This is a genomic window from Wolbachia endosymbiont (group A) of Acrocera orbiculus, from assembly GCF_947250015.1.
GTDB lineage: Bacteria > Pseudomonadota > Alphaproteobacteria > Rickettsiales > Anaplasmataceae > Wolbachia > Wolbachia pipientis.
In genome coordinates, this window is the sequence record NZ_OX366272.1 from 763,860 (window position 1) to 785,976 (window position 22,117).

At 36.3% G+C, this 22,117-nt stretch carries 15 protein-coding genes and 2 rRNA genes; 14 read left to right on the forward strand and 3 right to left on the reverse strand.

What is annotated here, in order from left to right:
- The first annotated feature begins 10 nt into the window (after window positions 1-10).
- Window positions 11-274 carry a hypothetical protein gene (locus tag OOL03_RS03865; protein ID WP_264707046.1) on the forward strand — a complete coding sequence of 88 codons (264 nt, stop codon included), beginning with the start codon at window positions 11-13 and terminating at the stop codon, window positions 272-274.
- A gap of 85 nt (window positions 275-359) precedes the next feature.
- Here the strand turns inward: OOL03_RS03865 and rrf are convergent.
- Window positions 360-466 (reverse strand): 5S ribosomal RNA (gene rrf, locus OOL03_RS03870).
- Between the two features lie 66 nt (window positions 467-532).
- Window positions 533-3,298, reverse strand: a 23S ribosomal RNA gene (locus OOL03_RS03875).
- A gap of 336 nt (window positions 3,299-3,634) precedes the next feature.
- Here OOL03_RS03875 and OOL03_RS03880 point away from each other — a divergent pair.
- From OOL03_RS03880 to guaA, 3 genes are all read left to right on the forward strand, one after another.
- Window positions 3,635-4,711, forward strand: coding sequence for a methyltransferase domain-containing protein (locus tag OOL03_RS03880; RefSeq protein ID WP_264705580.1), 1,077 nt, complete (start codon window positions 3,635-3,637; stop codon window positions 4,709-4,711).
- A gap of 58 nt (window positions 4,712-4,769) precedes the next feature.
- Window positions 4,770-6,554, forward strand: a complete 1,785-nt coding sequence (locus OOL03_RS03885; RefSeq protein WP_264707047.1) for a ribonucleoside-diphosphate reductase subunit alpha — start codon at window positions 4,770-4,772, stop codon at window positions 6,552-6,554.
- Window positions 6,555-7,205: 651 nt separating this feature from the next.
- Window positions 7,206-8,768, forward strand: coding sequence for a glutamine-hydrolyzing GMP synthase (gene guaA, locus OOL03_RS03890; protein ID WP_151807741.1), 1,563 nt, complete (start codon window positions 7,206-7,208; stop codon window positions 8,766-8,768).
- Window positions 8,769-8,800: 32 nt separating this feature from the next.
- On the opposite strand, the gene OOL03_RS03895 is transcribed toward guaA, so the two are convergent.
- A complete protein-coding gene (locus OOL03_RS03895) occupies window positions 8,801-9,508 on the reverse strand; it encodes a TerC family protein (protein WP_010082284.1) in 708 nt (235 codons plus the stop codon).
- A gap of 397 nt (window positions 9,509-9,905) precedes the next feature.
- Between OOL03_RS03895 and OOL03_RS03900 the strand changes: the two genes are divergently transcribed.
- The 10 genes from OOL03_RS03900 to OOL03_RS03945 all read left to right on the forward strand — a co-directional run bounded on the left by OOL03_RS03900 (window position 9,906) and on the right by OOL03_RS03945 (window position 22,022).
- The gene (locus OOL03_RS03900; protein ID WP_006279522.1) at window positions 9,906-10,088 is read left to right on the forward strand and encodes a hypothetical protein; all 183 of its coding nucleotides are present in this window, start codon (window positions 9,906-9,908) and stop codon (window positions 10,086-10,088) included.
- Window positions 10,089-10,273: 185 nt separating this feature from the next.
- A complete protein-coding gene (locus OOL03_RS03905) occupies window positions 10,274-11,089 on the forward strand; it encodes an ankyrin repeat domain-containing protein (RefSeq protein ID WP_264707048.1) in 816 nt (271 codons plus the stop codon).
- A 275-nt stretch (window positions 11,090-11,364) separates the two neighbouring features.
- Window positions 11,365-13,884 carry a DNA mismatch repair protein MutS gene (gene mutS, locus OOL03_RS03910; RefSeq protein WP_264707676.1) on the forward strand — a complete coding sequence of 840 codons (2,520 nt, stop codon included), beginning with the start codon at window positions 11,365-11,367 and terminating at the stop codon, window positions 13,882-13,884.
- An 840-nt stretch (window positions 13,885-14,724) separates the two neighbouring features.
- Window positions 14,725-15,903, forward strand: coding sequence for a ribonuclease D (locus tag OOL03_RS03915; protein WP_141457325.1), 1,179 nt, complete (start codon window positions 14,725-14,727; stop codon window positions 15,901-15,903).
- 311 nt (window positions 15,904-16,214) lie between these two features.
- Complete coding sequence (gene coaE, locus OOL03_RS03920; RefSeq protein ID WP_006280338.1) at window positions 16,215-16,802, forward strand: dephospho-CoA kinase; 588 nt, start codon at window positions 16,215-16,217, stop codon at window positions 16,800-16,802.
- A 283-nt stretch (window positions 16,803-17,085) separates the two neighbouring features.
- The gene (locus tag OOL03_RS03925; protein WP_253303449.1) at window positions 17,086-18,042 is read left to right on the forward strand and encodes an IS5 family transposase; all 957 of its coding nucleotides are present in this window, start codon (window positions 17,086-17,088) and stop codon (window positions 18,040-18,042) included.
- Between the two features lie 524 nt (window positions 18,043-18,566).
- Window positions 18,567-20,648: an ankyrin repeat domain-containing protein gene (locus tag OOL03_RS03930; protein WP_264707049.1), complete on the forward strand. Its 2,082-nt coding sequence runs from the start codon at window positions 18,567-18,569 to the stop codon at window positions 20,646-20,648.
- A 377-nt stretch (window positions 20,649-21,025) separates the two neighbouring features.
- A complete protein-coding gene (locus tag OOL03_RS03935) occupies window positions 21,026-21,337 on the forward strand; it encodes an ECH_0659 family protein (RefSeq protein WP_264707050.1) in 312 nt (103 codons plus the stop codon).
- A 136-nt stretch (window positions 21,338-21,473) separates the two neighbouring features.
- Entirely contained in the window at window positions 21,474-21,677 is a 204-nt protein-coding gene (locus OOL03_RS03940) for a head-tail connector protein (RefSeq protein ID WP_264707051.1), read from the forward strand.
- A gap of 51 nt (window positions 21,678-21,728) precedes the next feature.
- Window positions 21,729-22,022 carry a head-tail connector protein gene (locus OOL03_RS03945; protein WP_264707052.1) on the forward strand — a complete coding sequence of 98 codons (294 nt, stop codon included), beginning with the start codon at window positions 21,729-21,731 and terminating at the stop codon, window positions 22,020-22,022.
- Window positions 22,023-22,117: the final 95 nt, after the last annotated feature.

Below are 22,117 nucleotides of genomic sequence, written 5' to 3' on the forward strand. Positions count from 1 at the left end.
GGTGTGGTGAATGGTAGAGCATATAAAAGAGGTAAATAACACAGGCTTTGGTCAGATGTATCAATTCTTATTTCTTCCTAAAGGAACAGGAACAGATTGGAGGTCAGCATTTCGCCAACAAGAAGAATTATTTAAAAAAGTGGGAAGTAATGTAATATTACCAGAAATCAGTAATTCTCCTTCAAAAGGGAATCAATTAGGAGAAGTAGGAACAATGCTAAATAATGTAGAAAATGACCAAAAACATATAAGAAAAAAAAGATATCGTGGTTAAAGTAAAAACTTAAAGAATAGTAACAAAACAAGAAAGTTAAAATATAAGTATACCTACTGTCTAATTAACAAAGAAATTTTTATAAACTTGGCGGCGACCTACTCTCCCTTTTCAAGTACCATCAGCGCTAAAAAGTTTCACTTCCGAGTTCGAGATGAGATCGGGTGGTTCATTTTTGCTATAGCTACCAAGTCAATAAAAATTTCTAACTTAACAATTTTAACTTAATATTTAACACTGCATACACACATATAGAAAGCAAATAAATCAATCAGGCTATTAGTACTAGTTAGCTTCACATGTTACCATGCTTCCACACCTAGCCTATCAACGTGGTAGTCTTCCACGGCCTTAATTGGGAAATCTTTTTGAAGAGGGTTTCTTGCTTATATGCTTTCAGCAATTATCCCATCTATACATAGCCACCCAGCGATGCTATTGGCATAACAGCTGGTACACCAGAGGTATATCCATCTCGGTCCTCTCGTACTAGAGTCAGACCTTCTCAAATTTCCTTCACCCACGGCAGATAGAAACCGAACTGTCTCACGACGTTCTAAACCCAACTCACGTATCACTTTAATCGGCGAACAGCCGAACCCTTGGGACCTTCTTCAGCCCCAGGATGTGATGAGTCGACATCGAGGTGCCAAACGGTGTCGTCGCTATGAACGCTCGAACACCATCAGCCTGTTATCCCCGGCGTACCTTTTATCCGTTGAGCGATGACCCTTCCATACAGAATCACCGGATCACTATGACCGACTTTCGTCTCTGCTTGGCTTGTCAGCCTCGCAGTCAGGCAAGCTTATGCCATTATACTATCAAGCTGATTTCCGACCAGCTCTAGCTTACCTTCGCACGCCTCCGTTACTTTTTAGGAGGCGACCGCCCCAGTCAAACTACCCACCATACAATGTCCTAGTTCCAGATAATGAAACATAGTTAGATATCAAAAGTGTAAAGGGTGGTATCTCAAGGTTGACTCCATTATAGCTAGCGCCATAACTTCAAAGTCTCCCACCTATCCTGCACATCACACTTTTAATAGCAATGTAAAGCTATAGTAAAGGTGCACGGGGTCTCTTCGTCTAACCGCGGGTACCCCGCATCTGCACGGGGAATTCAATTTCGCTGAAGTGATGTTGGAGACAGTGGAGAAATCGTTACGCCATTCGTGCGGGTCGGAACTTACCCGACAAGGAATTTCGCTACCTTAGGACCGTCAGTGTTACGGCCGCCGTTTACTGGGGCTTCAATTCGGAGCTTGCACCCTTCCTATTAACCTTCCAGCACCGGGCAGGCGTCAGACCCTATACTTCCACTTACGTGTTTGCAGAGTCCTGTGTTTTTAGTAAACAGTCGCTACTCCCTATTTTGTGCCACCTACTCATAGTTGCCTAAAAGCAGGTTACCCTTCTTCCGAAGTTACAGGTATAATTTGCCGAGTTCCTTCAACATCATTCTTTCAACACCTTAGTATACTCTACTCATCCACCAGTGTCGGTTTGCGGTACGGCCTCATAAATATAAGTGCTATTTCCTGGAGCTTCTTTTAAGCATAGATCAATCCAATAAGATCTATACAAATACGAAACCCGTCACACTTAAGAGGTTTAGGAATATTAACCTAATTGCCATCGACTACTCCTTTACGGACTCGCCTTAGGAACCGACTAACCCTACGCAGATTAACTTAACGTAGGAACCCTTAGATTTTTGGTGAGAGTGTTTTTCACACTCTTTTACGCTACTTATGTCAGCATTCTCACTTCCGATATCTCCAGCAGTTTTCACAAACCACCTTCACAGACTTACGGAACGCTCCGCTACCGCGCCTATTGATCGAAATCAATAAGCACTCACATCTTCGGTATACAGCTTTAGCCCCGGTACATTTTCGGCGCAGAAAAACTTATTTAGACAAGTGAGCTGTTACGCTTTCTTTAAAGGATGGCTGCTTCCAAGCCAACCTCCTAGCTGTAATGGTTTTTCTACTTCCTTCCCCACTTAGCTGTAATTTTGGGACCTTAGATAGTGATCTGGGTTGTTTCCCTCTTCACCACGGACTTAGCACCCGTAGTGTGCCTGCTGTATAATTAATTGTTGGTATTCGGAGTTTAGTTAGATTTGGTAAGACGGTGAATCCCCCTAGTCTATCCAGTGCTCTACCCCCAACAACATACATACAACGCTCTACCTAAATAGATTTCGCGGAGAACCAGCTATTTCCAAGTTTGATTGGCCTTTCACCCCTAATCACAACTCATCCAATAATGTTGCAACATTAACTGGTTCGATCCTCCAGTGTGTTTTACCACACCTTCAATCTGGTCATGACTAGATCACTTGGTTTCGGGTCTAATCCATAAAACTAAAACGCCCTATTCAGACTTGCTTTCGCTACGCCTACACCTAACGGCTTAAGCTTGCTTCATAGATTAACTCGCTGACCCATTATGCAAAAGGTACGCTGTCACTCTAAATATCAATAAATTGATATAGAGCTCCAACTGTTTGTAAGCACTTGATTTCAGATTCTATTTCACTCCCCTCCCGGGGTTCTTTTCACCTTTCCCTCACGGTACTTGTTCACTATCGGTCGTTAAGGAGTATTTAGGCTTGGAGGATGGTCCCCCCATATTCAAACAGGATTTCACGTGCCCCGCTCTACTCAAGGATTTAAAAACTTTCTACTTATACAGGACTATCACCTTCTATGGTTACTATTTCCAGAGTATTCTAATTCTTATTCTTAAATCACTAGCCTTTTCCGCTTTCGCTCGTCACTACTAACAGAATCTCGGTTGATTTCTTTTCCTTTGGCTACTTAGATATTTCAGTTCACCAAGTTTGCTTTACATACTTAGTACGTAATAACTAGCTAAACTAGTTGGGTTTCCCCATTCGGAAATCTGCGGATCAAAATTTGTTGACAATTCCCCACAGCTTATCGCAGCCTGCCACGTCCTTCATCGCCTCTTAACGCCAAGGCATCCATCAAGTGCTCTTAATAATTTATTTATCCGACTATATGCAGAATATGCAGAGTTAAATATTATTAAAATTGAATTGAGATTAAATTAATCTCTACCATAAAACTTGTCAAACATCTAAAAACTAAATTAATCTTTTATATATTATAACCTAATAAATAATATGTCAACGCCTTTTTGCACAAAACATTTACTTATATTATCAACAACAATATACTAGCAATCCTAAACAGTATAATCTGAGAAATATGTGGTAAACTTATATATACAGTAAAAATTAATAAATAAAGATATTTTGTAAGATAAAATGTGTTAAAATCAATTGCCTAAAAATGATAATAAACATTCGGAGTATTTCTAACGTATGAAAAGTAATCTCTCTTTTATAAAAAACGTTGCTTTAAATTGTATGTCTAAGCTCATTGGCGTATTAAATATTAAGAAAGTAAAACACTTCATTGTGAATAAATATAATACTCTTCATAAAGAAATGACAGTGCTTCTTAAAAAATCTAAGAACCTGTTAAACACCAACATTGAAATCGGTTTATATCACTTTTATAAAGGTAGCATATCAGATGCAAAGTTACGATTTTGGTTAATTAGCATATTTTACCCCCATTTACCTATAGTCTGGTATAACATCGGAAGGTGTCATTTTGCGGTAGGGAATACTAACAAAGCTTATAATTATTTAACAAGGACGCTAAAATTAGATAATGACCACGAGGAGGCGTCTTACTATATAAAAAAAATGACAAACTCAGCGCTTATTACAGAATTGCCAAAAAACCTCATAAGACAATATTTTGATTACACAGGTGAATATTTTGTTGAGCATTGGTTGATTGCCAAACAATATAGAGGGCATGAACTTGTACACATGATAATTACAAAAATCTTCAACAACTCCACTTCTGAGCTCAATATACTTGACCTTGGTTGTGGGACTGGAATATGTGGTCATTTTTTAAAAATAAATAGTATTGGAAACCACATAACAGGAATTGACATTTCAAGTAGAATGCTAAATATCGCAAGAGGATGCTTTATAAAAGGTAAGCCTGTTTACAATGAATTAATACATATGGAAATGAAAGAGTTTCTTAAACAAGAGAAAAACCAGCAGTATGATGTAATTATCTTTGCTGAAGTGCTACATTATCTACATGACTTTCAAGAAGAATTGAAATTAGCAAAAAGATCTACGAGCAAAAAAGGAGTTATTGTATGTTTAATAAGAAGAAAGGAAGGTGAAGGTATTGACTTTGTAAATAAAGGAGACTATTTTCGTCACTCAGAAAGTTATGTTCAACATGTTGCAAAAGAAATAAATATGCAAATAAGTTATATGAGTTACTGTAAAATATATGGCAGTCAGGTTGACGGTATCTTGTTTGCATTACAGCATCAACAAGAAAATCCGAAAAACCTAACTTAAAAATCGCTCAAAATGACTTTTAAGTATCTATATATAATAAAAGAATAAAAGGAATTTTATGAATAACATTACCATTAATTACGCAAAGGACAGCAAATTAAACGACTTTGGAAAAGCAGTTCTATCAGACAGGTATTTAATAGAAAATGAAAGTTATCAAGACCTCTTTGCACGTATTGCTAATTACTATTCTGATAATAAAGAACATGCGCAGCGTCTTTATGACTACATGAGCAACTTGTGGTTCATGCCTTCAACACCAATACTCAGCAATGGTGGCACTAAGAGAGGGTTACCTATCTCTTGCTTTCTTAATGAAACCGAAGACAGCTTGCAGGGAATAGTTGATCTATGGAACGAAAATGTTTGGCTTGCTGCACGTGGAGGAGGCATAGGTAGTTATTGGGGAAATTTACGCTCAATAGGCGAAAGCGTAAAGGGTAGCGGCAAAACATCAGGAATTGTTCCATTTATTGTAGTGCAAAATGCTCTAACGCTTGCAATTAGTCAGGGATCCCTAAGGCGAGGAAGTTCAGCAGTCTACCTTCCTGTATCTCATCCAGAGATAGAAGAGTTTCTAGATTTACGCAAGCCAACAGGCGGTGACCCAAATCGCAAAGCGTTAAATATACATCATGCTGTAATAGTAACAGATAAATTTATGCAGGCTGTTGAGAATGATCAAGAATGGAATTTAATAAGCCCTCACAACAATAAGGTTATTTCAACTGTAAAAGCGCGGGATATATGGATCAAAATATTAACAGCAAGAGTTGAAACTGGAGAACCTTACATTATTTTCCTTGATGCAACAAATAACAATAAGCCAGAATCTTACAAAAAGCTCAACTTAGACATCAAGATGTCAAATCTATGCAGTGAAATAACTTTAACCACAGGTTATGATCACCTGAATAAGTCACGCACTGCCGTGTGTTGTCTATCATCCGTAAACCTTGAGTACTACGAAGAATGGAAAGACAATAAACTCTTCATAGAAGATATAATGCGCTTTCTTGATAATGTATTGGAAGATTTCATAAATAAAGCACCGAATGAAATGCAGCGAGCAAAATATTCTGCAGCCAGAGAACGCAGTATTGGTCTTGGTGTGATGGGCTTTCATTCATTTTTACAAAGCAAAATGGTTCCTTTTGAATCAGTAACAGCACAACAATGGAATAAAAAAATATTTAAGTATTTACGCGAGCAAGCAGATATAGTTTCTAAAAAATTAGCAGAAGAAAAGGGAGCATGTCCTGATGCCAAAGAAGTTGATCTAATGGAAAGGTTTACACACAAACTCGCTATTGCTCCTACTGCCTCGATCTCCATTATTGCAGGTAATACCTCCCCTGGAATAGAACCATACGCAGCAAACGTATTCATACAAAAGACACTTACAGGCTCATTTGTAGTGCGAAATAAATTCTTGCAAAAACTATTAGCAGAAAAAAATCAAGACAATGATAAAATATGGTCTGCAATTTCAACAAACGAGGGTTCCGTTCAGCATTTAGATTTTCTTAGTGAGCATGAAAAATTGACATTTAAAACAGCGTACGAGCTTGACCAAAGATGGATTATAGAACATGCAAGTAATAGAACTTCGTATATTTGTCAATCTCAATCAGTAAATCTGTTCTTACCTGCCAACGTACATAAACGTTACTTGCACAAAATACACATGCTTGCTTGGAAAAAAGGATTGAAGAGCTTATATTACTGCAGATCACAATCAATGCAGAGAGCCGATAAGGTCTCGCATGACATATTCAAAAAAAGTGAAATATTGCAACAAAAAACAGATATTGACTACGATGAATGTCTGTCATGCCAATAGCGGCCTTACTCAAAAAAGTAGAGAGAAAGTTAAGCAAATGGGTAAATAGACTTCTTGCATAACCATATAACGCACTTTTATTGGGAATAGAAACGAAAAAACTTTCTTGACAAACTCCGCCAGCCCCCTTATCATGGTACTGAAGCTATTTATTTATCTTCGCAATCTGTGCAGGTTAATGACAAAAAACTTAGGGTATTTGGCATCTCATGTTTAATTTTTCGCACTACGTGCATCGCATGTCTTTAAAAATTTCTAGGTTTTTACCTATATAAGCTGAAACGCGCTTACAAAGCGTTTAAGACAGCAAAAAACGTCAAATTGACAAGGGAGAATTTGAATACTAGCTACCCTAGGGTTTCTTTGCCTTTTTTCCTGCTTGGTAAATTTCTTAAACATTTATGGCTAAACGACAATCGTCATCCCGCTACTTGTTAGCGGGATCTATTGCCGAGATACCGCGAATGAATCGCGGTATGACGATAAGCTCGTCGTCCCGCTACGTGTTAGCGTCGTAGCGGTATGGTGTAGGAAAATTAGCTATATAGCTAACTTGTACCACGCGTTAAAGCTTTTAAACAGGTCTTGGTTTACTTACTCCATTATTTTCTTTATTATCAGATATCATTTTAAATAATATGGAGGAGCAAATTGTCAGCAATTGCCATTATTGATTTTGGTTCACAGTTTACACAGCTTATCGCAAGACAAGTAAGAGGAATGGGTGTTTATTGTGAGATATTTCCAAGCAACATCAGTTTTGAAACAATATCAAAATTCAATGGGTTTATTCTCTCTGGAGGACCACAATCTGTAAATGATGATTGTTCTGAAACAAGTAGAGTAGTACATGAAATTATAAAACTTAATGAGGCAACAAACGTTCCTATACTTGGAATATGCTATGGACAGCAACTCATTTGTCATTATTTTGGAGCAAAAGTAAAAGAGAGTTTCAAACAGGAGTTTGGTAGAACTAAAATCAAGATACTAAAAGAATCCCCCATTGTAAAGGATACCTGGGATGTTAATTCTGAAGTGGATGTATTAATGAACCATGCGGACAGTGTTGATACTATACCACAGGGATTTACTGTTATCGCATCAGGTGTGATAAATCAAACAATTGCAATGATTGTCAACGAACAGCGGAAGATTTACTGTACTCAGTTCCATCCTGAGGTTAAGCCCACAACAAATGGCAGTAAATTGCTCTCTAACTTCTTGGATATTGCAAATTGCAAAAGAGACTGGACAATGAAGTCGTTTATTGAGGAGCAAAAGGAAAAAATCAAAAATGTAGTAGGAGAGAAAAAAGTAATCGCTGCAGTAAGTGGTGGGGTTGATTCAAGCGTTGCAGCGGCTCTCACACATAAAGCTATAGGAAAACAATTGAACTGTATTTTTATCGATACTGGGTTGTTACGCAAGAACCAAACCATCGCTATGTTGAAAGAGATTCCGATAAATTACGTTGATAAATCAAATTTATTTTTGAGTAGGTTGAAGGGAATAACTGATCCAGAAGAAAAGCGAAAAATTATCGGTAACACTTTTATTGAAGTGTTTGAAGAAGAAGCAAAAAAAATAGGTGATGTGGATTTTTTGATGCAAGGTACCATCTACTCTGATGTAGTTGAGTCAGGGCATGCCTCAGACAACACTAGTACAATTAAGTCTCACCATAATGTTGGTGGGTTGCCAGAAAAGATGAATCTGAAGTTAGTGGAGCCTTTACGTTACCTCTTTAAAGATGAGGTAAGGCTACTTGGAAAAGAAATTGGGCTTTCAGACGAGATAATATTTCAACATCCATTTCCTGGACCCGGACTTGCAGTGAGGATTATAAGTGAAGTCGATAAAGAAAAGGTGCAAATATTGCAAGAAGTAGATGAAATATATATTAATACGATGAAAAATTACGATCTATATGATAAGATATGGCAAGCTTTTGCTGTATTATTACCAATAAAAACTGTAGGCGTTATGGGAGATGGTCGTACGTATGGATATGTTTGTGCTTTAAGGGCTGTAACATCATCTGATGGTATGACAGCCGATGCATTTCCATTTGAAGATAAGGATCAACACTTGCTAGTATTTTGGGATTTTTTACGCAATGTCGGCAGTATAATTGTTAATAATGTTCCCGGAGTAAATAGAGTTGTTTATGATATCACTTCTAAACCACCCGCAACTATTGAGTGGGAGTAAATCAAAAAGATCCCGCTGCTTGTTAGCTGGATCTAGAGATACCGCGAATGAATCGCGGTATGACGGTTAATTTTCTTTATTTTGCTTATAATTTCCACAAGCAGTGCAAACATAAATGAAGAATACAAATATCCTTTTGGTAATTCTATATGAAATCCATGAAGTATGAGGTACACACCGACAAGTAAAACAAATAAAATGGCGATTATTTTTAACCCTGGGTTAGATTTGATTAACTGGGCGGTATAACTTGATAAAAACAGCATTGCTAGCATGGAAAATGTAAATGCTGTAGCAATTATTACCATGTTATAAGTTAGTGCTATAGCAGTTAATATCGAATCAACCGAAAAAACTAAATCTATTAATATAATTTGTAGCACAACTAAAAAAAATTTTGATTTAACGTTTGCTTTCTTTTTATTTTTCTTACATACAAAGATGTCATCCCGTAACTCCATAGAGCTCTTAACAATAAGGAATAATCCCCCTGCGATCATAAGTAAATCCCTTGCTGATGCAGTGTGAAATATAGGTTTTTGCATTGATAATATAGATGATGTAAAAAATAGTATTACAAAACGCATTAATAGTGCTAATCCAAGGCCCATAAGGCGCACTCTTTCTCTCAGCGCATTTGGTACCTTATCTATTGCTAGAGAAATAAAGATTAAATTGTCTACACTAAGTATAGTTTCAAGTAGTGTAAGTGTCAGTAAAGTCCAAGCATCAGTTAGCATTTTTGTTTCAAATTCGGTTCTTCTTACTCTACAATAGATGTGTAAAAATTAAGTGACTTCACTCAGAAGTTTTATAGCAGTTCTCCAGAAAAACAGGATATATAAAGTTCAGCAGCTTCTTCTATTTTCGTTTTTGAGCAAAATCAATAATAAGAGAGTTTCTTATTTTCATGCACGCAAATAAGATAAAGCCTTATTTTCATTTTTGACTTTATTTGAAAATAATATATACTATAAAAATAGTGTGCTCGGTTGAATGAATGTATATTAAAGGATCACCATCAGGCAAAGTATTCGCTGGTTATCAGGCATTTATACCAAGCCCCTTGCCACCAAAATTTGAATGGGACAATGATTTAGTTAATAGTCTTTAAACCCTTACTTTACTATAAGGAAAGTGGTTGAAAACTTAGGTGTCGTATTTACAACAGCCCAAAGAGCAATCGTAAAGCTTGAAGATTTAGGCATCGTTTCACAAACTTCTCAAGGAAAGAGAGATCGGGTTTATTGTGCAACTGATATTTTGAATATTCTAGAAGAACCAACTAAGATTACAGAGAACTTCGATAGCACATTGTAGCTATTGTGATGAATAAATTCAGCAAACAGCAAGCTTAAAGAGTCTGATCCAATGGACATGCTGAACAAAAAGTAAGGAGCTCCTTTTGGAGGATTATATTAACTTATTAATTAATTGCTTGACTTTTAGCAGGATTTATTATATTATTTATTAATGAGTAATGCAATCAAACCAAGGAGGATAGCATGATAAATAATTTGGATTCAATAATTCTTGGAATAAAAGATGGTGAAAAGGCGATTGAAGATTTAAGGGTTGTTCTTAAAAAAAGAAAAGAAGAAGTTATTACTACACAGACATTTAATTACGCTTTACGATGCCCAAAAACTACAAAGGAAGCGATAGTACGCGAAATTCTGCTTCATTTTATACAAAATCCTGGCGAGCAATCACTAGAACAAGTGATACAATGCTTAGATAGAGCAATACAATCTGGGATATATGCAAAAAACAACCCAATAAGAAATCTAGATGAAGAATTTCGTACTCATATAAACTTTAAAGATGAAGAGGGAAATACATTACTACATCATGCAGTTATAGGTAATAAAACTGAAGAAATAACCACCCTTCTTGTTACATATAGTGCAAATCCTTTGATACAAAACGCGGATAATAAAATTCCTTCAGATTTAGCTCAAGGAAAAACAAAAGAAGTGCTTATTAAAAGTATGAAAAAACAAGCTCATACGAAAAAAGAAAGCGCTATGATAGGCAGTTTAGTGCCTGGCATAATGATTGGTGGTTTTCTTGGTGTTGTACTTGGAGCTGGTGTGTATGTTGCAGTAAGTCTTTCTGGTGGTATGATACTAGGTGTAATGATAGCATCTGTTCTTGTTACTAGTATAGCTGTTGGGCTGGCCATGTATTTTTTGAGCCAAGACTATGAACAGGCTAAAGCGATAGAAAAAACTATTAGCACTGTTAGCTCTGTTAGCTCTGAAATATCTGTTGGTGCTGCAAATGGTAAAAATGATAAAGAAGGGCAACAACTTACATAGAAAAAGCTATAGTATTTTTCAAACTAAATAATAAACCTTGTAATTAGGATATTCTGGATTCCAGCGTCACGCGCTGGAATGACAACTGCGTTTTTTGTTTTTTTGTCATCAAATACTCCTACTCTTTATGTCATCCAAGTGTCCTGACTACTTGGATCCAAGAAATTTAATTGTTTTAAATTTTCCCCTCTATACACCTATTTAAAATTTATGTTATTCACATGTGCAATATAATCTATAATAACGTTTATCAATACAATATATTAAAAAATATTATGAGCTTCGTAAAAGAAAAAAACACCCCTGTGATGGAGCAGTATTTGAACCTGAAAGCTCAATACAAAGATCATCTGCTATTTTATAGGCTAGGAGATTTTTATGAATTGTTTTTCGATGATGCTATTAAAGCTGCGAAATTGCTGAATATAGTGCTCACTAAGAGAGGTAATTCGTGTGGGCAAGAAATACCAATGTGTGGAGTGCCAGCACACAGTAGTGAATCTTACCTACACAAGCTAATAGATTTAGGATTCAAAGTAGCAATCTGTGACCAATTAGAAACTGCTGATGAAGCAAAAAAGAGGGGCTATAAATCCATAGTAAAACGTGATGTAGTGCGAGTTGTAACTCCAGGTACAATTATAGAAGATTCACTACTGGAGGATAAAAGCAATAATTATCTCGCGTCCATAGTTGAACAAAATGACGAATATGCTATTAGTTGGCTTGAATTATCGACGGGAAAATTTTTTCACACTTTAACGAGTTTGAAAGCTCTAGATAGTGATTTGTTGCGTATATCACCAAGAGAATTATTAATTTCTGAAAAACTCACTGAGGACGAAAAAATTAGATCGATTTTAAAAAACTATAAAATATCAATTACACAACACGCCCAGAGTTTTTTTGAGTATAGTAAATCTCACAGAACGTTATGCGAGTTTTATAAAATCAGGGAACTTGGGAGTATAGGAAATTTCAGCAAAGTAGAGATCATGGCGTGCGGTGCACTGCTTGAATATGTCAGAGTAACACAAAGGGGCTCTATTCCAAGGCTTGAATTCCCAAAAACCTATAAGCAACAAAATTTCATGCTTATTGATGCTTCAGCAAGGAGAAATCTTGAGTTATTTTCAACTCAATTTGGTGAAAAGAAAGGTTCACTAATTTCAGTTATTGATCACACAGTTACAGCCTCTGGTGGACGCCTGCTCAAGCAAATGCTCGCTTCACCACTTGCTTGCTTCAAGGCAATCAATTTGAGGCTCAGCACCGCTCAATTTTTTGTAAATAATCATGAGCCACGCAGAAAAATACGAGAGATATTATCTAACATTCCGGATATTGAGAGGTCTTTATCGCGCTTAATACTAGGGCGTGGTTCACCAAAGGATATGAACCTATTGAAAATAGGCCTAGGAAAAACTTTAGAGTTATCTGAGTTTCTGTCTACCTTGCATAATTATTGTTTAAGTGAAGAACCAGTAGCTAACTCTCAGATGTCATTCCAGTGCTTGGCACTGGAATCTAGAGAAAAGGAGTCAGTGTCTACCACTCAGGTGATAAGTAGTGACGAGAGTGAACTCAGCACAATACATAAAAGTCTTGGCAATCATAAAGACCTGTTTGAGCTTCTAAACGGTGCTGTGCTTGATAACAATCTTAGTTCCGTAAAAGAAGGAGGGTTTATCCACTCAAAATACAACTCAGAATTATCTGAGTTATCCTATGTATTAAATAATAGTAATAAACTAATAACCAAACTCCGTGAATCTTATCGCGACCTAACTGGCATTGCCGCACTCAAAATATTACACAACAACATACTCGGTTATTACGTTGAAGTGTCAGCAAATCACAAAATAACTTCGGATATATTTATTCATAGGCAAAGCTTAGCAAATAGCATGCGCTACACTACTAATGAATTGAAAGAACTAGAAAATAAAATTCTTACGGCACGTGATGCTGCAATCGGCTTAGAAATGAAAATTTTTAGTGAACTGTGTAGTGAAATTGCTAAAGAGTCTGAAAAAATTGCTCTTGCTGCAAATGCTTTGGCAAAACTTGATATTAGAACCGCGTTTGCAGAGCTTGCAGTGCAAAATAATTATGTAAAACCCACTATCGATGACAGTAAAGAGTTCAATATCTGTGGAGGAAGACATCCAGTGGTTGAGGTTAACGATAAATTCATTGCAAATAGCATCAATTTAGCTGGTATACATCTAATTACTGGTCCTAATATGGCTGGAAAAAGCACTTTCTTGAGGCAAAACGCTCTCATTGCAATTTTAGCTCACATGGGGTCATTTGTGCCAGCAGAGAGTGCACATATTGGAGTGATTGACAAGATATTCAGCAGGGTTGGCGCAACGGATAATATAACGGCTGGTTATTCTACCTTCATGGTAGAGATGATCGAAACAGCAACGATAGTAAATCAGGCAACGGACCGTTCCTTGGTGATACTTGATGAAATTGGTAGGGGCACAGGGGTATATGATGGATTATCTATTGCACAGGCGGTGATTGAACATATTCACAATGTAAATAAGTGCCGCGCCATTTTTGCAACTCATTATCATGAATTAACTAAAGTAAGCAAATACTTGAAGAACGTGAAATGTTTTTGTGTAAAAATAAGGGAGTGGAACGGAGAGGTTATCTTTTTACATGAAGTAATTGAAGGCATTGCAGATGAGTCATATGGAATACATGTGGCAAAACTTGCTGGTTTTCCTGATTCTGTTTTAAATAGAGCAAGTGAAGTGTTTGAGGAGCTGAAGGCTTGAATCATTATTATAAGTGAAGAATTACCTATACAATCGTGGTAGTAGCTATAGAAACGAAAAACTTACTTGACACCCTTCGCCAGCGCCCTTATCATGATAGTGAAGCTATTGTATTTGCTTTCGCCAATCTGCAGATTAAAAGGTAAGGATTACTTAATGTATCGGCGTCTTATGTTCAATTTTTTGCAGTATATAGATACTGTATGTCTTTACAAAACTTCATCTACATCTAGATTTTTATCTAAATAAGCTGAACGCGCTTATAAAGCGTTACAAGACATCAAAAAATGCCAATACTCGACAGAGATAGTAAAAGACTAGCTAACTCGGGGATTCTTTGTCTTTTTTTCTGCTTAGTAAATTTCTTAAACATTTGCAGCGTAAGTTAGTTGCAATTAAAAGCAGCTTAATCTTGCTTGTCAAGCGTTTAAAACATAAAAAACGCCAATATTTTAAAGCGGATAATAACCCCAGGGCTTCTTTTGCCTTTTTTTTTATTCGGTAAATTTCTTAATATTTATAGCTAAACGACAATCGTCATCCCGCAGCGGGATCTAGAGATACCGCGGCGTTATGACAGTTCGCGGCGGTATGACGTAGAGTGCTGTCATTCCAGTGCTTGGCACTGGAATCCAGCCTTTATTATGCAGCCACTTGGTTGAAATTAAGTCTTCTAGATCCCAGTGTCAGCTACTTGGATGACAGGAGAAGGAAGCACTGGGATTGGGATGGAAAAGGCTATTTGTGTTATGCCAATGAGTGATAGAAAGTTCTGCAAGAAGTCATTAATTGCAAAAATTTAATATAAGTGGTAAAGTAGAACCACTGAATAAAAAACATATGTTAATTAATACAACGTCGGAGCTGGAGGACATATGTGAGGGGTTGATAGCAAAAAAGCCAAAATTTATAGCAGTTGACACGGAGTTCATTAGAAATAATTTAATCTACTACCCAAAATTATCGTTAATTCAAATTTCTTACGGAGAGAAGAGTTTTATTGTAGACGCATTAGTGCCAGAAATTGATTTATCATTCATTAAGAAAATAATGCTAAATCAGGGGATAACCAAAGTGTTTCATAGCTGCCGGCAGGATATAGAATCCTTACTCACTGTATTTAAATGTATTCCCACTCCCATTTTTGATACCCAAGTTGCTGCTATGTTTTGTCATTATTATCATGACTTTATTGGTTACTCAAAAGTAGTGGAGCAATATCAAGGAATAGCACTGGATAAAATTAAAGCTAAAAATTCAGATTGGTTAAGGCGTCCGTTGTCCGAAGATCAGTTAGATTATGCAGTAAACGACGTGGTACACCTATATGACCTATACCAAATATTGTGCAATAAACTTGAAGAAAATAATAGGATGGGTTGGTTTCAAGAAGAGATGGAATCAATAGTTGATATAAATAAGTATTTACATAGCCCAAAAGATGCATGGAAGAGGATTAAATTTAATTATGAAGTAAATCCAAGATTGATACTAACTGTTAAAGCAGTTAGTGAGTGGCAAGAAACCTTAGCACAGCGCTATAATATGAACCGTAATAAAATAATCAATAATGCTGTAATAGCTGATTTTATTGAAAAAAATGTAGAGCATGTTGATGAGATTTTAGATGATCTCAAGAGGAATACAAAAAATATAAAAGATGCGGATTTACTAGAGTTTGTGAATATTTTTAATGAAAATGAGAGAAATTGGATGCAGCAAAACAACACCTTATCGAGTAATTATGATAAATCTGTACTTGATATACTCTCAATTATTTTAGATAGTAAATGTAAAGAAAGTAACATATCAAGGAAATTAGTTTCTTCAAAAGATGAGTTAACCGGGTCAATATCTAGACAGACAGATAAATTATTCAAGGGATGGAGATATGATTTTTTTGGCAGGTCAGTTGAATCATTTTTGAACACAAGCTCAAAATTTGAGATTTCAGCAGTGAAATCCGCAAATAATATAACCAAAATTCAGAGTAATTTAGTGGAGAATAACTGTTGCTAAAGTAACTTAGATTTATCGACAATCGTCATCCCGCTACGTGTTAGTGGCTAAGAGATACCGCGGCGGTATGACGGTTAAGTAGGGTGTCATCCCAGTGCCTTGACTACTTCGATCCAGGAAAATTGATTGTAAACGAGCAAACATTTTCGATAAAATTACCAAAAAGCTAGATTCCAGACTGGGATGACACCACCTACAAATTGCAATGTTCGTATAGTTATGTGCTTGACACTGGGATCTAGAAAATCTAGTTAATATATATAGAGAAACCTTAGCTATAGTTTCAAAAGAAGTCGAATGTATTTTGTTATATGATTATAAGTCTAACAGGCGGAATTGGGGTAGGAAAGAGCTTTGTAGCTAATTGCTTTCAAGAGTTTGGTGCTGTTGTATTTGATGCTGATTCTGTTGTACACCAACTTTATAAAGTGGATAAAAGCATAATAAGTTATGCAGAGAAAAATTTTCCTGGAGTGGTAGTAAATGGTGAAATAGATAGAACAGTACTGTCTAAATATTTCTTAGCCTACGATGAAAATTGGAAACAATTTCAATCTTTGGTTCACTCTGCTGTGCTGCGTGAATTAGAATTTTTTATTGCCAAGGAAAAAAAGATCGATAGAAAACTTTTAGTTTTAGATGTGCCACTTCTATTAGAAACAAAATTTTATTTATATTGCGACCTTATTGTTTTTGTTCATGCAGATAGCGTTGTGCAAGCTCAAAGACTTAACGAACGCAACATAGATAAAGAAAAGCTTAATCTAATCTCCGATGTTCAGTTATCTATTGAGGAGAAAAGGAAGATGAGTGACTTTATTATCGATACCAGTGTAAGCAAAGAGTATGTTTTTTCTCAAGTAAAAGATATAGTGGATTCATTAAACCTAAACACGTAGCTCTACGTCATACCGCCGCGGTATCTCTAGATCCCGCTAACAAGCAGCGGGATGACGGTTGTCAGGATCCCAGCAGCCTCCCTCCCCTGTCATCCAAGTAGCCCCCTATGGTGTCATCCCAGTGCCCAGACACTGGGATCCAGGAAAATTGATTGTGCACTATAGCAACATTTTTGATCAAAAACTGGATTCCAGTGGGCTTTGTTGCATAGCAACTGAAAAAATCTGGTGGCTACTGACAAAATTCATTATAAAATAGCCATTTAACCTTGAAAGAAAAAATATGCCACAAAAAATGAGGGTCAGTAACCATAGCGAATATAACAAATTTCTAGAAAAAAGAGGAAATATTTTTCATTATATCAACGAAGCCATAGAAAAGTGGTACGAGAATGGTCCAAAAATACCAGGTGGCAACAATATTTATAGCGATAAAGTTGTAATTTTGGTGCACATAATAACTTGTTTATTTAGAATAGGCCTGAGGCAAACAGTTGGGTTTATAGCAGGATACCTTGAGCAAATTGGGAAAAATTTGCAAGTTATCAGCTATTCACAATCATCAAGAAGGTTTAAGAAACTCAATATTAAGATCAATGATTGCAGAATTGATAAAAATAATATGGAAGATATCGAAATTACTATAGACAGTACAGGAATTAGTATATACAACAACACTCCTGGTCATAGCAAAGAAAATAGCGAAGATAGAAAGTATCGCAGCTATGAACAGACAAGAAAATTGCATGTAATGTTGAATACAAACAGCAAAAAAGCCATAGCTGTAAAATACAGTAACGGTGTCTACTCTGATCACTATGGAGCTTGTGATTTGCTAAAAGAAGTCGATTTTCAGTATGTCATAAAAGTACTATATGCAGATAGGGCATATGACAGAGAAAAGCTCTATAAGCTGTGTAATCAATATGGTATAAAAACGAAAATTCCTCCGAAAAACAACGCAGCAGAGCATCCAAAATTGGATTATATGCTTGATAGAAATGCCGCTATTCAGTTAATGAAATTACATGGTGAGAATGGTATAAAAAGATGGAAAGAAGAAGTAAATTACGGAAAAAGATCGTATATTGAAGGATTTTTCTCAAGGTTGAAGCGAATATTTGGGTTTAGTTTTAGGAGCAAATCTGAGATTAATCGTGAGAAGGAACTGCTACTCAAGTGTTATTTGCTTAACAAATTTACTGAAATAGGCATGGCTAAGTTTGAGATAGCTTCATGAATTTATTGTACGTTACCTACTATCCGAAGAGCGATGCAACAAAGCCCACTGGGACCCAGGAATTTTATTAAGTTGGTGAGCATAAAAATAGCTGTTTTACGTTAAAATACAATGTTTTGATGATTATGGAAAGGCTGGATTCCAGTGTCAAGCACTGGAATGACACCATAGGGGCACTGCCATCATAAAGGAACCAGTGTCGGCTACTCGGATGACATCATAGGGGCGCTGGGATGACACCCTGACAATCGTCATCCCGCTACTTGTTAGCGGGATCTGGAGATAACGTGACGGTATGATGAGGGAGAACAGTTAGCGGATGAGATACCGCGAATGAATCGTGGTATGACGGTTCGCGGTGGCATGATGTAGGACTGCTGTGACACCATTATAGAATGAACCAGTGTCAGCTACTTGCATAGAAAATGTTTATGACTAATTTTTAGATCAAACATGGAATTTCGACAAACTTAACTTTTTTGTGAGACTGTTCAGCAATAATAAATAAATTGAGAGGAAAGGTTATGGCAATAAAAAAGGAAAAGTTTTTTGAAATAATAAATGAGGTAAGCAAGAGTGAAGGTTTAAATGAGAATAATTTACTTGAAAGAATAGGGAATAAGCTAAAAGGTGTAAACTCAGGAGTATATGACACTTATAACAAATTGAAGATAGGTAATACAAGTAAGACATTCAGTACATTTAACAAATTGAAGATAAATGAGATAAATAAGATGTTCCGTGTATCAGATTCATACAAAATTGTAAATTATACATTGTTACATCTTGCTGTGGAATGTAACAGTGTACCAATAGTAAAACTCCTACTAGCAAAGGGAGTAAAAGTTAAAAAACCAACACATGAACTTGATGGAGTTAAGTCTCAATTAACTGCTTTGCACATTGCTGCTTTGCATGGTCATCAAGAGATAGTTCAGCTTTTATTGAATAATGACGCAAATCCTTTACTAAAAGATAGTCAAGGCCGAACTCCAAGGGATATTGTCGGTGATGTAAAAGGTAAAAAGGCTATAATAGAAATGTTAGAGGAAGGAGAACAACGTTATGCTGAGGCAGGAGCTACGAGAAGACAAAATAGACAAGGCACTTTACCGCAGCCTAATAATAAAACTCCAGGAAATTTAGCTGTGAACGGAAATAACGCAACTGCTGCAGTGCAAGCATGTAATGCAAGAGATCAGGAAGAGAACAACGGAACTACACCAAACAACAGAAAAATCTATGTACAAGATGAGGATGAACAGACTTCTTCAAACTCAATCGTTAATGAAAACAATACAGACAAAGTAGATGATACATTAGAAAGAGAACAGGCTATAAGAGAAAGAGATGCTATGTTGCAAAAGTTGCGAGAGGCAGAGCAACGACTTGCCAATAATCAGAAGCGCATAGAACAAGATTACTTGCACGATCAACATCTAGAGCAGTATACTATACATAATGGTGAACAGACCTTTTTAAATAAAAGTAGTAGTGACGACAGTGGAATATGTTTTGATGGAGATGGATCTGAAGCTTTAGGCCAATCTATATTAGAAAATGGAGAAGACATTGATGCACAAGATAAAGATGGCGTGACCCCTTTACATTGGGCTGTTGCAGATAACAATAAAGAATTAGCAAAACTTTTGATAAAACATGGAGCAGATGTTGATGCACGAAATAGAGATAAACATACCCCTTTACATTATGCTGCTGTGCATGGTTATGTAGAGATTGCAAAGTATCTAATAGATAATGGAGCAAATGTTAATGCACAAGATCAAGATGAACATATCCCTTTATACTTTGCTGTTACAAATGACAATAAAGAATTAGCAAAACTTTTGATAAAATATGGAGCAGATCGCTCATTGATAAAGGATGAAGACCTAATAGATAGACTAAACAGTATGTGTGATCAGCCATCTGAGGTTGTACCTAGTACCTTTTCTCATTCCAAAACACACAACGCAACGGAAACTCCAGAAAAAGCAGAAAAGGTTGAAAAACGTAAAGCTAAGTTAAAAGAATTACGTACTCAGCTAAAGGATGAGCAGAAAAAGAATGAATTGCTAAAACAAAAAATACAAGATCTAGAAAGTAAAAATACAACACTTAATAGCGAATTAGAAGAAAACGAAAATAAGCATTCTAAAACAAAAGTGTTGTTAGAAAAAGCGCAAAAGGAACTAGCAGAATCAAAAAGTTGCATAGTTGGACATGAGACTAAGTTGAAACAATTCAATAAAGAGAATGAATCACTAACACAAAAAATAAAAAGTCTGGAGAATGAAAACACACCACTTGAGGGTGAACTGGGCAAAACTAAAACAAATGAAGTGTCGCTAGAAAAAGCAGGAAAAAGACAAATGAGTTTCTTAAAAGTTGCTTCTGTGAATCTTGTAACTATGTTAACAGTAGGTGCTACTCTCAGTATTGCTTTCGACTTGTCTGTTCTACCAATAATTGTAGTTTTTGTAACATCTGCTGCATTGCTAGCTAGTTGCGTTACATACGCAATATCAAAACCCATCGCTGAACCAAAACCTACCACTGAATTGAAAGAAGTGGATATTCAAGGTTCAGCACAACGGTGTTTGTAAAACTTAGCACCTACATCTGTACGAACATTGCAGTTTGCAGGTGGCAGATGCAAGTAGCTGCACTGGAATCCCAAAAAGGATGATGTCATTCCAGTGCTTGACACTGGAATCCAGCCTTGCCGTAATCTCATTAAGAACGTTGTGTTTTAACATAAAACGGCTACTTTTATGCTTACCAACTTAATAAAATTCCTGGATCCCAGTGTCAAGCACTGGGATGACAAGAAGAGAGGGTACTTGGATAAGAGTCATTGCCCTCCTGGTAGGCCCAAATTGCAATGTTCGTACAGTTATGAGTTACACAGTAGTGCGAATTTTTTACTTTGGTAGTTTTTTTATTACAGTTATAATCATAAAAGTAGTTGAGTTTAATTAATATGAAAACTTTTACGAAAAGCTCTAAGAGTAAGGGAAAAAAGCTGGAGGAGTTTGATAAGGAAATTGAAGATATAACAACTATAGCTCAAGATAAATTTGCACATGAACTTGAGAACATCGCATATGACAGTGTGCAAAAATTTCGCAGTCTGCTTGCTAAAGAGTTAAACTCCACCTTCAATAATATTCATTCTCAAAATGTCAATCTACTAAAATCCAGCCTAGTTGAATATGCTATAAGTTCAAATTTTATCAACAAAAAAGGAGAAACAGCTTTAATACGTTCTCTTCTTAATATATTCATACGATAAAGCACTCAGAGTTGTTGCTGCGCCAATTTAACTTAATGTTGCATGCAAGCTGCATAGCTAAAGTAAGTAAGATTTGCCCCACGCTGTCACGAGGTAAACCTTACTTATTCTAGCTATATCAAAAAGGAGGGTTATTATGTCAATAAGATCTACTTCACCAAGAATATCTGTGCAACGTAAATCTAAGCCTGAATCTTTTCCAGTTACTTTAGAAGAGGTTAAATCTTTTTTACGCATTGAGAACGACCAGGATGATAAGTTGATTTCAGATCTAATTTTTATGGCAACTGATTACGCTGAATGGCATATGGAAAAGTCACTGGTGAAACAAACATGGTAAGTTTCATATGAAGATTATGTACCTCGTAGGATCTATTTAAGCTATGGCCCTGTGAGTAAGATAGTATTGGCTACTGCAATGATGTCTAAAAATCAAGAGAAGAGTACACTTAAGTATTATTTTAGTGATGTAGGGGGCTACGTTGAGTTTTTCAATTGTTTGAATGCAATAAGAGTTGATGTTGTATACGAAGCTGGTTATGACAATGTTCCTGAGCAGATAAAACTAGGTATTATGCGGCATGTTTCTGCTCTTTACAAAAATCGTGAATCGGAGGTAAGTAGCCATTTATCTGAAGTGAAGAAGGTATATTCTCCATTTCGCGAACCAAAGGTTGTTTTGTAGCTCTTTCTGGTCATTCAAACTGGGCTACTACGTCATACCGTTACGGATAGATCCCGCTAACAAGCAGCGGGATGACGAGTTTCTATATATCTTTC